Here is a 12,601-nt window from a genome sequence, read left to right on the forward strand (position 1 = left end):
TCCGGCAGTCAGGACCGCCGACACTGCCGGGCCCGCACCCCGCGCGGCCAGTCTTGGCGACATGACAACGACAGCGTTGAACACGACGACTCCGGTGGTCGCATTCGACCAGGTGAGCAAGAGCTACGGGAGCGTACGGGCCGTCGACGGCCTCACGCTCGCGCTGCACCCGGGGGAGACCGTGGCCCTGCTGGGCCCGAACGGGGCGGGCAAGTCCACCACGCTCGATCTGCTGCTCGGCCTCAAGCAGCCCGACAGCGGCACGGTCGGCCTCTTCGGCACCGACCCGCGCTCGGCCATCGTCGCCGGACGGGTCGGCGCCATGCTGCAGAGCGGCGGCCTGATGGACGAGGTCACGGTGGCCGAGCTGGTGCGGCTGGCCTGCGATCTGCATCCGCGGCCGTACAAGGTCGCCGATGTCCTCTCCCGTGCCGGCGTCACCCAGATCGCCGACCGCAAGGTCGACAAGCTCTCCGGCGGCCAGGCCCAGCGGGTCCGCTTCGCCCTCGCCACGGCCGGCGACAGCGACCTGATCGTGCTGGACGAGCCGACGACCGGCATGGACGTCACGACCCGCCAGGCCTTCTGGGCCACCATGCGCGAACAGGCCGCCCAGGGGCGCACGGTCCTGTTCGCCACGCACTACCTGGAGGAGGCCGACGCGATAGCCGACCGGGTGCTCGTGCTGCACCGGGGCCGGCTGCTGGCCGACGGCACGGCGGCCGAGATCAAGGCCAAGGCGGGGGTGCGCAGGATCTCCTTCGACCTCGCCGACGGCACCGTGGACGAGTCCGTTCTCCGCGACCTGCCCTTCCTCACCACCCTCGCCGTCTCCGGCCGGACCGTGCGCATCCAGTCCTCCGACGCCGACGCGACCGTCCACGCCCTGTACGGGCTCGGCCTGTACCCCCTGGGCCTCGAGGTCACCGGGCTCGGCCTGGAGCAGGCGTTCGTCGCCATCACCACCGCCGAGGAGGCACGTACGTCATGAACGGCCTGATCCGACTCGAACTCACCCGCGCCCTCCGCAACCGGAAGTTCCTGTTCTTCTCCGTGCTGTACCCGTCGCTGCTGTTCCTGCTCATAGCGGGCAGCGCCGACAGCACCAGCAAGGTCGACGGCACGGGGCTGACCCTGCCGACCTACATGATGGTCTCCATGGCCTCCTTCGGCGCGCTCACCGCCGTCCTGATGGGCAACAGCGAGCGCATCGCCAAGGAGCGCGAGAGCGGCTGGGTACGGCAGCTGCGGCTCACCACGCTGCCGGGCCGCGGGTATGTGCTGGCGAAGACGGCGAGCGCGGCCGTGGTCAGCCTGCCGTCCATCGTCATCGTCTTCGCCGTCGCGGCGGTCGTGAAGGACGTACGCCTGGACGCCTGGCAGTGGCTCGCCCTCACCGGCGCGATCTGGGCCGGCAGCCTCGTCTTCGCCGCGCTCGGCGTCGCCCTCGGCTATCTCGCGAGCGGGGACGCGGTCCGTCCGATCACGATGATCACCTACTTCGGGCTGTCCATCCTCGGCGGTCTGTGGATGCCGACGACGTCCTTCCCGTCCTGGCTCCAGGACATCGCCAAGTGGGTGCCCACGCACGCGTACGCTGCCCTCGGGCAGGCCATCGAACAGAGCCAGGCACCGCACGCGAAGGACCTCGTCGTCCTCGTCGTCTCCTTCGCCCTGTTCACGGGCGGCGCGGCCTGGCTGTACCGGAAGGACACGTTGAAGGCGTGAGCGGCACAGGCGTCGGCATCGGGCAGCGCCCGGAGAACCGCAAGCAACGCTTCGTCAAGGTCCTGTGGACCGGCATCTGGCTGGTGTACCTGAGCGCACCGGCGGGCGACCTGCTGCACGGCGGGCACAGCACGGGCGTGCGGATCCTCGGCTGGATCGGCCTCGCGGCATTCGTCACCTGGTACATGCTGCTGCTCTTCCGCACCGGCCGCGGCGAACGCAACAGCGTCGTCCTCGCCTCCCTCGGCGTCCTCGCCGCCCAGTCCACCCTCCTGGCCCTCACCCTGGGCCGGGAGTGGCTGGTGCTCTTCGTGTACGTCTCCATCGCGTCCGGCGCGGCCCTGCCGCTGCGCATGGCGCGCTGGACCATCCCGGGCGCGTGCGCGCTGATGACGGCGCTCGCGTTCGCGACACCGGACGGCACGGCATTCCTGCCCGCGCTGCTGATCCCGGCCCTGCTGGGCGGCTTCGCCATGACCGGCGTACGCGAACTCGTCCGCACCACGATCGCCCTGCGCGAGGCCCGTGCCACGGTCGCCCAGCTCGCCGCCAACGAGGAGCGCCTGCGCCTGGCCCGAGACCTGCACGACCTGCTGGGCCACTCCCTCTCCCTGATCACCATCAAGAGCGAACTCGCCGGCCGCATGCTCCCTGCCCACCCCGACAAGGCCGCCCAGCAGGTCGCCGACATCGAGCAGGTCAGCCGGCAGGCCCTGGTCGACGTCCGCGAGGCGGTGTCCGGCTACCGTCGCCCGCGCCTGGCGGCCGAGCTGGCGGGTGCCAGGGTCGCCCTGACGGCGGCCGGCGTCACGGCCGGGCTCCCCGCCGAGCCCGACCTCACCGGCGTCCCCGAGGACAGCGAGACGGCCCTCGCCTGGGCGCTGCGCGAGGCGGTCACCAACGTCGTACGGCACAGCGGCGCGAACGCCTGCACGGTCGAGCTGCTGCACCGGCAGACCCTGGACGGGCCGTTCCTGGAACTCACCGTCGAGGACAACGGCTCGGGCGGCTCCGGAGAGGGCCCCGGCAACGGCCTCACCGGCCTCGCCGAGCGCCTGGAGAAGGCGGGCGGCGCGCTGGAGGCGGGCCGGGCCAGGCACGGCTTCCGGCTGGTCGCCCGGGTCCCGGTGCCCGGTGACCGGGCCGTAGGATCCGGCTCATGAGCCGCACGATCAAGGTCCTCCTCGCCGAGGACCAGTCGATGGTCCGCGAGGCCCTGGCCGCCCTGCTGGGCCTGGAGGACGACATCGAGGTCGTCGCCCAAGTCGCACGCGGCGACGAGGTGTTGGCGGCCGCCCGGGCCCACGACATCGACGTGGCCCTGCTGGACATCGAGATGCCGGGCATGACGGGCATCGAGGCGGCGGCCCGGGTCCACCGGGAACTCCCGGACGTCAAGCTGGTCGTCCTCACCACCTTCGGCCGCCCCGGCTACCTCCGCAGCGCCATGGAGTCCGGCGCCGACGCCTTCCTCGTCAAGGACGCCCCCGCGGCCCAACTCGCCGAGGCCGTACGCAAGGTGCTCGCGGGGGAGCGGGTCATCGACCCGACCCTGGCCGCGGCGGCACTCGCGGAGGGCGCCAACCCGCTGACCGACCGCGAGCGGGAGGTCCTGCGGGCGGCGGAGGACGGCTCCACCAACGCCGAGCTGGCGGCGACCCTGCACCTGTCCCAGGGCACGGTCCGCAACTACCTGTCGACGGCGATCCAGAAGCTGGCGGTACGCAACCGGGCGGAGGCGGTACGGATCGCGAGGGAGAAGGGCTGGCTGTAGTGCCGGCGGCGGTCAGTTGAGCATCGCCCGCGCGGCTTGCGCCTTGTGCCGGATGCGGTCCGCGGTCGCCTCGTCCACCGCGCCCACGACCTCCGCGTACGCCTCCAACTCGTCCGCGCCCTTGAGGAAATCCCCCCGCTGGACGAGCAACTGCGCCCGGTCGAACCGCAACCGGGCCGGATGCGCGGGCAGCGCCAACGACAGCTCCACGCCCCACAGGGCCACATCCGTCCGCTCGGGCCGGGCGGCCGCCCACGCCCGGATGTTGTTGAGGATCCGCTGCACCACCTCCAGCGGATCCGCCGCCGTCAGCATCGACTGCTCCAACGGCGCCCCCGTGGCCCCGACCACCAGCAGCTCCGCATCGCTGCCCGTCAGCAGCCGCCCCCCGTCGAAGGGATCGACGAGCACCTGATCGTCGGCCGGCCCGAACCCCACCACGAAGTGACCGGGCAGGGCGACCCCGTACACCTGGGCCCCCGCCCGCCGAGCGACCTCCAGCCACACCACCGACAGCAGGATCGGCAGCCCGCGCCGCCTCCGGAGGACCTCGTGCAGCAACGACGACTCCAGTCGCTGATAGTCCCCGGGCGTCCCGCGGAAGCCGTACCGCTCGCCGAGCAGCTCCCGCAGCGCGACCGCCCACGCCCGCGGCCCGCCGGGCCGGTACGGCAGCTGTCCGGCCAGGTCGTCCAGCTCCATCTGCGCGGAGTCCAGCCCGGCCTCGTCCAGCGCCCCGTCCGCCTCCGCTCCCAGCAGCAGACACAGCACGGACAGGTCAGGCCGCTCGGACCGTGCCTCTTCGGCGAACCGCCGCCGCAGCTCGGCGGAGCGTTCGGGGGTCGGGGGGTACAGGGGACGCATAGGTGGCTCGTGCCCTTTCACGGCGATCGGTACCGCTCCTCACGGAGATCGATAGTGGTGGTACGCGTGGTGCGCGGTGAACCCCATCCCGGCGTACATCTCCCGCGCGCCCACGTTGTCCGTCTCGACCTGCAGCCACGCCGCCGACGCCCCCTCGTCGAGGGCCCGCCGGGCCAGCGCGGCCATCACCCGGGTGGCCAGCCCCTGCCGCCGCAGCGCCGGATCCACCTCCACGGCGGCGAACCCGGCCCACCGCCCGTCCACGACACACCGCCCGATGGCGGCAGGCGCACCGCCGCCGGCAGCCGGGACCGTCGCGAACCACACCGAAGGCCCGCTCCCCAGCACCCGCAACGCCACCTCGCTCACCCCCTTGCGCTGATACCGCGTAAGCCAAGCCTCGTCCGCCTCCCGGGCCAGCACCACTCCGGCGCCCTCGTCCAGGTCGGCGATCGGCGCCAGCGCCGCGATCCACATCTCGGCGGAGACCTCCCGCACCCACCCCAGCCGCTCCAGCTCCGCGCACAGCAGCTCCTGCGTGCCCTCGGCGCCGGTCGCGGTCTGGACGTACGCGGGGAGCCCACGGTCGCCGTACCAGCGCCGTACGGCATCGAGCGCGGCCGGCAGCGGCAGCCCGGGGTCGCCGAGCGGCAGCGCCGAATTGGCCCGCCGGGTGAATCCGGACGCGGCCCGCAGCTCCCACTCCCCGAGCCGTTCGCTCTCCACCGGCCGCCACGCGCGCGTGGAGACATGCGCGAGTTCCTCGTACGAGGCGGAGGGCCCCCGGCGGCGGGCGGGCGCGGCGGGCACGACCTTGCCCGCGACCAGGGAGGTTTCCGGAATCCTGACCGTCTCACCGCTCTTCCGTGTGATCCGGAGCACACCGTCGTCCCAGGATGCGAGAACACCCACCGTGTCGGTGAACTTCTCACCCGGAGTCGCAGGATCGTTCAGGCGGCGTACGGAGACCCGTTTACCCACGTCAGCAGCGGTGACACGGACCTCGAAGCGCCCGCTCGCAGATATTTCCACAGGTCGGTTCACCCCTCCTGTTCGGATCATGCCCAAGAACGGAGATACTAGGGGCGGGCATCGACGACGCCGCGCTCCCGCGCGCCAGGCGGCGGAGCCTACGGAGGCCCGCCAGCGCCCTATCGAGGAGGAACGACAGCGTGACCTACGTCATCGCGCAGCCTTGTGTCGACGTGAAGGACAAGGCGTGCATCGAGGAGTGCCCGGTCGACTGCATCTACGAGGGCTCCCGGTCCTTGTACATCCACCCGGACGAATGCGTCGACTGCGGCGCCTGTGAACCGGTCTGCCCGGTCGAGGCGATCTTCTACGAGGACGACACTCCGGAGGAGTGGAAGGACTACTACAAGGCGAACGTCGAGTTCTTCGACGAGCTCGGCTCCCCCGGCGGCGCCAGCAAGCTGGGCCTGATCGAGCGCGACCACCCCTTCGTCGCCGCGCTGCCGCCGCAGAACCAGTAAGAGCGGCCCGCACGCGCGCCGCCTCGGTCCCGTACGGCTCGATCACCTTGATCGTCGTACGGGACCGAGGCGTTGCCATATCCGGCAGTACCGGCGGCTGTACCAGAAAGTGAGTCAGATCCCGTGTCCGCAGTCTCCGACCGTCTTCCGACCTTCCCCTGGGACAAGCTGGAGCCGTACAAGAAAACGGCCGCCGCGCACCCCGACGGCATCGTCGACCTCTCCGTCGGCACGCCGGTCGACCCGGTCCCGGAGCTGGTCCAGAAGGCCCTGATCGACGCGGCGGACTCCCCGGGCTATCCGACGGTCTGGGGCACCCCGGCCCTGCGCGACGCGATCACCGGCTGGGTGGAGCGCCGCCTGGGCGCCCGCGAGGTCACCCACCGCCACGTCCTGCCCATCGTCGGCTCCAAGGAACTGGTCGCCTGGCTCCCCACCCAGCTGGGCCTGGGCCCGGGCGACCGGGTCGCCTACCCGCGCCTCGCCTACCCGACGTACGAGGTGGGCGCCCGCCTGGCCCGAGCGGACTACGAGACGTACGACGACCCGACCGAGCTGGACCCGAGGGGCCTGAAGCTCCTCTGGCTGAACTCCCCGTCCAACCCCACGGGCAAGGTCCTGTCCAAGGCCGAACTCACCCGGATCGTCGCCTGGGCCCGCTCGCACGGCATCCTGCTCTTCTCCGACGAGTGCTACCTGGAGCTGGGCTGGGAGGCCGACCCGGTCTCGGTCCTGCACCCGGATGTGAACGGCGGCTCGTACGAGGGCATCGTGTCGGTGCACTCCCTCTCCAAGCGCTCGAACCTGGCGGGCTACCGCGCGGCGTTCCTGGCCGGTGACCCCGCCGTCCTGGGCCCCCTCCTGGAGATCCGCAAGCACGGCGGCATGATGACCTCGGCCCCGACCCAGGCGGCGGTCATCGCGGCCCTCGGCGACGACGAGCACGTCCGCGTCCAGCGCGACCGCTACGCCGCCCGCCGCAAGGCCCTCCGCAAGGCCCTGGAAGCCCATGGCTTCCGCATCGAGCACAGCGAGGCCAGCCTCTACCTCTGGGCCACCCGCGACGAGTCCTGCTGGACGACGGTCGCCCACCTCGCCGACCTGGGCGTCCTGGTAGCCCCCGGCGACTTCTACGGCGAGGCGGGTGCCCAGCACGTACGGGTGGCCTTCACGGCGACGGATGAGCGGGTGGCGGCGGCGGTACGACGGCTGGCGTAGCCACTGCCCGAACCGGCCCCGTCCCCAGCTGACGTAGACCGAGCCGCACGCACACAAAAGCCGACGGGGCCCAGGGAAACTCCCTGAACCCCGTCGGCGAAAGCCGGGCGCAGCCGATCGTCAGCTGACCGGCAGACCCTGCACCGGCAGCGCCCCGGTCGACGGCAGCCCACCCTGCGTCGCCGATCCGGCCACGTCGCCGAGGACGGCCCCGGCCGACCCGGCCACGCCGCCCGCGGTCTCCTGCGCGGCGGTGGCCCGCTCCTTCGCGACCTTGCCGCCGGTCTTCGTCACCTTGCCACTGGCCTTGGCCGCGGTCGGCACGGCCTTCTTCGCGGCCTTGCCGCCGGTCTTCGTCACCTTGTCGCCGGCCTTCGCGGCGGTCGGCAGCGCCTGGTCGACCGCCGTGTCGACGGCGCCACCCGCGATCCCGGTGGCGTTCGCGGCCGCACCGTCGACGACGGTCGTGCCGTCGAGGGCGGTCAGCCCGCCGACCTTGGAGGCGTCGGGCAGTTCGGGGGCCGCGCTGGCGGAGCCGGCCGCACCGACCCCGGCAGCCGCCCCCGCAGCGACGAGCAGCGCGGCACGGGCGATCCGGCGGGTCAGGGGGAGGGACATGATGCTCCTTCGACGGGTATGTCGGATAAGAACGATGAAGTGTCCGACGCCGCCCGGCAGTTGACCGACTGGCTGTTGATCTCCGGGCTCGGACGCAGTGACTACCGCTCGAAGCCCGCGAAGGTTGCGGCGCCCCAATGTAAAGAGTTGGCAATGCGTCGCATTATCGCCTGCGGATAAAAACGGGCAAAGCGCTTCCCGCCGGAAAGCCCGCCGAATCCTTACAGCCCTTTGTTCTCAAGGCTTTTGACGGATTCGGGGATGACCGCGCGAAAACCTGCCCATGCCATCGCCGCCCAACACCTCGGGCAACCCGTGAGGGTGACCGGTCGAACGGCAGGGCGTACCGCGCGGCCTTCTACCGGCTCGTCACGATCCGCACCGGGCCCGCGGCGCTCCCGCCCGCCGCCGACGACCCCGGCGCGGTGACCGCGCGCCACTGGCTGTCGGTGTTCCCGGCGATCCACTCCCGGCCCGCGTACGACACCCGCTTGATGTGCAGATCAGAGGCGTTGGCCACGGCCCAGTGGGCCAGCTGCCACCCACGCTCCCCGGAATTCTTGGCGGCGGGCACCGGCAGCACGACGGTCCGGTCGTCCTCCTTGATCACGGACGGTGTCGGCGAGGGCGTGGCTTTCTCGCCGCTCACCTCCGCCGCGGCCGGCTGGAGCGCGTCCCGCCCGAAGTCCCGCAGCAGCGCGTCCCGTACGGAGTCCGCCCCTGCGGCCCGGGTGGCGCCCGGACGTCCCTCGCAGGTCAGGGTGGCCGCCGAACGCCCGGTGAGCGCGGCGGCGAGCAGGGTCGCGTCCGGTTCGTGCTTGGCGTACGCCTCCGGGTAGCCGCTGCGCTGGACGCGCTGTGCGGCGACGGTGAGCGGCAACTCCGTGTAGCCGCGGACCTTGACCAGGTGCTCGTAGAAGATGCCCGCCGAGTAGATCGGGTCCTGGATCTCCTTCTCGGTGCCCCAGCCCTGCGAGGGCCGCTGCTGGAACAGGCCGAGCGAGTCGCGGTCGCCATGGGCGATGTTGCGCAGCCCCGACTCCTGGAGGGCGGTGGCCAGCGCGATGGTGACGGCCCGCTCGGGGAGTCCGCGGCCGGTGCCGACGGCGGCGATCGTCGCCGCGTTCACCGCCTGCTCCGGCGTGAACTCGTATCTGGCGCCATCGCCCTTGCCCGAGACGACATCGCAGCCCGGTGTCCCGGTCCCTCCGGTGACGTACTGCACCGCGAGATAACCCGCGACGGCGAGCAGGACCATGAAGGCCGCCCCGCTGCGGAGGAGGCGGCCACGGCGCTTGGGGGAGGGTGACGACTCTGGCACATCCTACAAGGTAGCTGAGGTTACTGAGGAGTATGGGCCGTGTGGAAAATCGGTGGGAAAAGTGGGGTGACGGGCTGGCGCGTTAGGGTCGGCACCATGGCCGACACCTCCCTTGACCTCACGCTGGACGCCGCGAAGCTCACCGCGCAGCTCGTCGACTTCCCCTCCGTCAGCGGCACCGAACAGCCCCTGGCGGACGCCATCGAGACCGCCCTGCGCGCCCTGCCGCACCTCACGGTCGAGCGGTACGGCAACAACGTCGTGGCGCGGACGAACCTGGGCCGGGCGGAGCGCGTGATCCTCGCGGGGCACATCGACACGGTGCCGATCGCGGACAACGTCCCGTCGAGGCTGGACGAGGACGGCGTCCTGTGGGGCTGCGGCACCTGTGACATGAAGTCCGGCGTCGCGGTACAGCTGCGCATCGCGGAGACGGTCCCGGCCCCCAACCGCGACCTGACCTTCGTGTTCTACGACAACGAAGAGGTCACCGCCGACCTCAACGGCCTCAAGCACATCGCCGAGAACCGTCCCGAGTGGCTTCAGGGCGACTTCGCGGTGCTGCTGGAGCCGTCGGACGGCGAGGTGGAGGGTGGCTGCCAGGGCACGCTCCGGGTGCTGCTGAAGACCAAGGGCGAGCGCGCCCACTCCGCGCGCTCCTGGATGGGCTCGAACGCGATCCACGCGGCGTCCCCGATCCTGGCCCGCCTCTCCTCGTACGAACCGCGCTACCCGGTGATCGACGGCCTGGAGTACCGCGAGGGCTTGAACGCGGTCGGCATCTCGGGCGGCGTGGCGGGCAACGTCATCCCGGACGAATGCGTGGTGACGGTCAACTTCCGCTACGCCCCTGACCGCACGGAGGAGGAAGCGGTCGCGCATGTCCGCGAGGTCTTCGCCGACTGCGGGGTCGAGGAGTTCGTGATCGACGACCACACGGGCGGCGCGCTCCCCGGCCTCTCCCACCCGGCTGCGGCGGCCTTCATGGCGGCGGTCGGCGGGGTCGCCCGCCCCAAGTTCGGCTGGACGGACGTCTCCCGCTTCTCGGCGCTCGGTATCCCGGCGGTCAACTACGGCCCGGGAAACCCGCATTTGGCACACAAGCGGGACGAACGTGTTGAAACGGCCAAGATCCTCGCGGGCGAGGCCCGGCTGAGGGCGTGGCTCACGGCGTAGCGGGGCCGCCGGGACGGCGCTTCATGGCGGACATGCTCACGTCCCCCGTCCGTAACCCGGATGGATCTACGCTGACGTGGAAAGACCTGGCAAGCGGAGGGAGCGCTACATGGCTACCGGCAACCCCGAGGGCAAGAAGCAGCCACCGGAGGAGCAGCGGCTGGGACCGGTCCTGAGGCGGCGCGGCCAGGTGACCGCGAGCACCACGGACCAGCGGCTGCTGGACGCGGGCGGGCCGACCGACTGGGTCCACACCGACCCCTGGCGGGTCCTGCGCATCCAGTCGGAGTTCATCGAGGGCTTCGGCACCCTCGCCGAACTCCCCGCGGCGATCAGCGTGTTCGGCTCGGCGCGCACACCGGTCGACTCTCCCGAGTACGACGCCGGAGTGCGCCTCGGCCGGGGCCTGGTCGAGGCCGGCTGGGCCGTGATCACGGGCGGCGGGCCCGGTGCCATGGAGGCCGCCAACAAGGGCGCGTGCGAGGCGGGCGGCATCTCGGTCGGCCTCGGCATCGAGCTCCCCTTCGAGCAGGGCCTCAACCCCTACGTCGACATCGGCCTCAACTTCCGCTACTTCTTCGTCCGCAAGATGATGTTCGTCAAGTACGCCCAGGGCTTCGTGGTCCTCCCCGGCGGCCTCGGCACCCTCGACGAACTCTTCGAGGCCCTCACCCTCGTCCAGACCCAGAAGGTCACCCGCTTCCCGATCGTCCTCTTCGGCAGCGAGTACTGGGGCGGCCTCATCGACTGGCTCAGGAACACCCTCATCGCCCAGGGCAAGGCAGCCGAGAAGGACCTCCTCCTCTTCCACGTCACGGACGACGTGGAGGAGGCGGTGGCACTGGTGTCGAAGGAGGCGGGGCGCTAGCGCTGGGCTTGAGCCGGGGAGACGGCGAGGCACCTCTCGACGCCGGCCGGCACTGTCAGCCGGCCCGGCGTTCGAGAACGGCACCCCACCATCCCTGGCCCTCACCCACCCCGGAGGGGGCGCCAGGGATGGCGGGACGGCACTTCCCAACACCGGTCCGCACCTTCCAGCCGGTCCGGTGTTCGGGGATGGGGCCATGCCATCCCTAGCCCCCACCCACCCGGTGGGGCGGCATTTCCCAGCGCTGGTCCGTGTCTTCCAGCCGGTCCGGCGTTCGAGGACGGGGCCACGCCATCCCCAACCCCCACCCACCCGGAGGGGCGGCACTTCCCGACACCGGCCCGCATCTCCCAGCCCGTCCGGCGTTCGAGCACGGGGCCATGCCGTCCCTAACCCCCACCCACCCGTAGGGGGCGTCAGGGATGGCGGGACGGCACTTCCCAACACCGGTCCGCATCTCTCAGCCCGTCCGGCGTTTGAGGACAAGGCCCCTTCAGGGCCGGAGCGGGGTCTGGGGCGGCAGCCCCAGTGGGGGCGACGGGGCTGAGCCCCTGGGGGATGGGACGGGTAGGGGCGGCGGGGGCGAAAAACCCGGCTACGCCAACCCCCGTCGCGCCACCGCCGGCCGCCGATGCCCCGCGATGGACGCCACCATGTCCAGCACCTGACGCGTCTCCGCCACCTCATGCACCCGATACACCTGCGCCCCCAACCACGCCGAAACCGCGGTCGTCGCCAACGTCCCCACCACCCGCTCCTTCACGGGCTTGTCCAACGTCTCCCCGACAAAGTCCTTGTTGGACAGCGACACCAACACCGGCCACCCCGTCGACACCATCTCCCCGAGCCGCCGAGTCGCCTCAAGACTGTGCCGGGTGTTCTTCCCGAAGTCATGCCCCGGATCGATCAGAATCGACTCCCGCGGCACCCCCAACGCCAACGCCCGCTCGGCCAACCCCACGGTCACCCGCAGAATGTCCGCCATGACGTCGTCGTACGTCACCCGATGCGGCCGAGTCCGAGGCTCCGCACCCCCGGCATGCGTACACACCAGCCCCACCCCGTACCGCGCAGCGACCTCCGCGAGGCCCGGATCCACCCCACCCCACGCGTCGTTCAGCAGATCCGCCCCCGCCTCGCACACGGCCGCCCCCACCGAGGCCCGCCAGGTGTCCACGCTGATCACCACATCGGGAAACCGCCGCCGCACCTCGGCCACGAACCCGACCGTCCGCCGCGCCTCCTCCTCGGCGGTCACCTCTTCCCCAGGCCCGGCCTTCACCCCACCGATGTCGATGATGGCCGCACCCTCCGCCACGGCCTGCTCCACGCGCGCGAGGGCCGGCTCGTCGCGGAACGTCGCGCCCTGGTCGTAGAAGGAGTCCGGGGTCCGGTTCACGATCGCCATGATCACCGGCTCGTGCGCCTCGAACTCGCGCCTGCCCAGCCTGAGCATCCCCTGTGACCTCTCCTTGAGCGTCCTGGTGCGTCCTGGTGCGTCCTGGCCTTTCGACCGCCTGCGACCCTAACTGTCAGAGTCG

General features: G+C 71.6%; 13 protein-coding genes. 8 read left to right on the top strand and 5 right to left on the bottom strand.

The window, feature by feature from the left end; genetic code table 11:
- Window positions 1-61: 61 nt before the first annotated feature.
- Genes IE325_RS09975 through IE325_RS09990 form a run of 4 tightly spaced genes read left to right on the top strand, consistent with a single transcriptional unit; the run spans window position 62 to window position 3,502 of the window.
- Window positions 62-991, top strand: coding sequence for an ABC transporter ATP-binding protein (locus IE325_RS09975; RefSeq protein ID WP_190069427.1), 930 nt, complete (start codon window positions 62-64; stop codon window positions 989-991).
- Window positions 988-1,728, top strand: a complete 741-nt coding sequence (locus tag IE325_RS09980; protein ID WP_190069428.1) for an ABC transporter permease — start codon at window positions 988-990, stop codon at window positions 1,726-1,728. Before IE325_RS09975 ends, IE325_RS09980 begins: the two co-directional genes overlap by 4 nt.
- Window positions 1,725-2,891: a histidine kinase gene (locus IE325_RS09985; RefSeq protein ID WP_190069429.1), complete on the top strand. Its 1,167-nt coding sequence runs from the start codon at window positions 1,725-1,727 to the stop codon at window positions 2,889-2,891. Before IE325_RS09980 ends, IE325_RS09985 begins: the two co-directional genes overlap by 4 nt.
- On the top strand, window positions 2,888-3,502 hold the full coding sequence (locus IE325_RS09990) for a response regulator transcription factor (protein WP_190069430.1): 615 nt from the start codon (window positions 2,888-2,890) through the stop codon (window positions 3,500-3,502). The genes IE325_RS09985 and IE325_RS09990 overlap by 4 nt, the downstream gene beginning before the upstream one ends.
- A gap of 12 nt (window positions 3,503-3,514) precedes the next feature.
- Here the strand turns inward: IE325_RS09990 and IE325_RS09995 are convergent, their stop codons facing one another.
- Both IE325_RS09995 and IE325_RS10000 read right to left on the bottom strand, forming a co-directional pair.
- Window positions 3,515-4,366 (bottom strand): transglutaminase family protein, encoded by an 852-nt coding sequence (locus IE325_RS09995; protein WP_190069431.1) that lies wholly within the window; start codon window positions 4,364-4,366, stop codon window positions 3,515-3,517.
- A gap of 39 nt (window positions 4,367-4,405) precedes the next feature.
- On the bottom strand, window positions 4,406-5,398 hold the full coding sequence (locus IE325_RS10000) for a GNAT family N-acetyltransferase (protein ID WP_190069797.1): 993 nt from the start codon (window positions 5,396-5,398) through the stop codon (window positions 4,406-4,408).
- Between the two features lie 140 nt (window positions 5,399-5,538).
- Here IE325_RS10000 and fdxA point away from each other — a divergent pair, with 140 nt between their 5' ends.
- A complete protein-coding gene (gene fdxA, locus IE325_RS10005; protein ID WP_019058397.1) occupies window positions 5,539-5,859 on the top strand; it encodes a ferredoxin in 321 nt (106 codons plus the stop codon).
- A 123-nt stretch (window positions 5,860-5,982) separates the two neighbouring features.
- Window positions 5,983-7,077 carry a bifunctional succinyldiaminopimelate transaminase/glutamate-prephenate aminotransferase gene (locus tag IE325_RS10010; RefSeq protein WP_190069432.1) on the top strand — a complete coding sequence of 365 codons (1,095 nt, stop codon included), beginning with the start codon at window positions 5,983-5,985 and terminating at the stop codon, window positions 7,075-7,077.
- A gap of 120 nt (window positions 7,078-7,197) precedes the next feature.
- Here the strand turns inward: IE325_RS10010 and IE325_RS10015 are convergent, their stop codons facing one another.
- Window positions 7,198-7,695: an ATP-binding protein gene (locus IE325_RS10015; RefSeq protein WP_190069433.1), complete on the bottom strand. Its 498-nt coding sequence runs from the start codon at window positions 7,693-7,695 to the stop codon at window positions 7,198-7,200.
- Window positions 7,696-8,053: 358 nt separating this feature from the next.
- Complete coding sequence (locus IE325_RS10020; RefSeq protein ID WP_190069434.1) at window positions 8,054-9,016, bottom strand: VldE C-terminal domain-containing protein; 963 nt, start codon at window positions 9,014-9,016, stop codon at window positions 8,054-8,056.
- A gap of 96 nt (window positions 9,017-9,112) precedes the next feature.
- On the opposite strand from IE325_RS10020, the gene dapE reads away from it, so the two are divergent.
- A complete protein-coding gene (dapE, locus tag IE325_RS10025; protein WP_190069435.1) occupies window positions 9,113-10,192 on the top strand; it encodes a succinyl-diaminopimelate desuccinylase in 1,080 nt (359 codons plus the stop codon).
- 109 nt (window positions 10,193-10,301) lie between these two features.
- Complete coding sequence (locus IE325_RS10030; protein WP_190069436.1) at window positions 10,302-11,060, top strand: LOG family protein; 759 nt, start codon at window positions 10,302-10,304, stop codon at window positions 11,058-11,060.
- A 595-nt stretch (window positions 11,061-11,655) separates the two neighbouring features.
- Here the strand turns inward: IE325_RS10030 and folP are convergent.
- Window positions 11,656-12,516: a dihydropteroate synthase gene (folP, locus tag IE325_RS10035; protein WP_190069437.1), complete on the bottom strand. Its 861-nt coding sequence runs from the start codon at window positions 12,514-12,516 to the stop codon at window positions 11,656-11,658.
- Window positions 12,517-12,601: the final 85 nt, after the last annotated feature.

Origin of the sequence: Streptomyces lanatus (assembly GCF_014655715.1) — a bacterium.
In the GTDB taxonomy this organism is placed as follows: domain Bacteria; phylum Actinomycetota; class Actinomycetes; order Streptomycetales; family Streptomycetaceae; genus Streptomyces; species Streptomyces lanatus.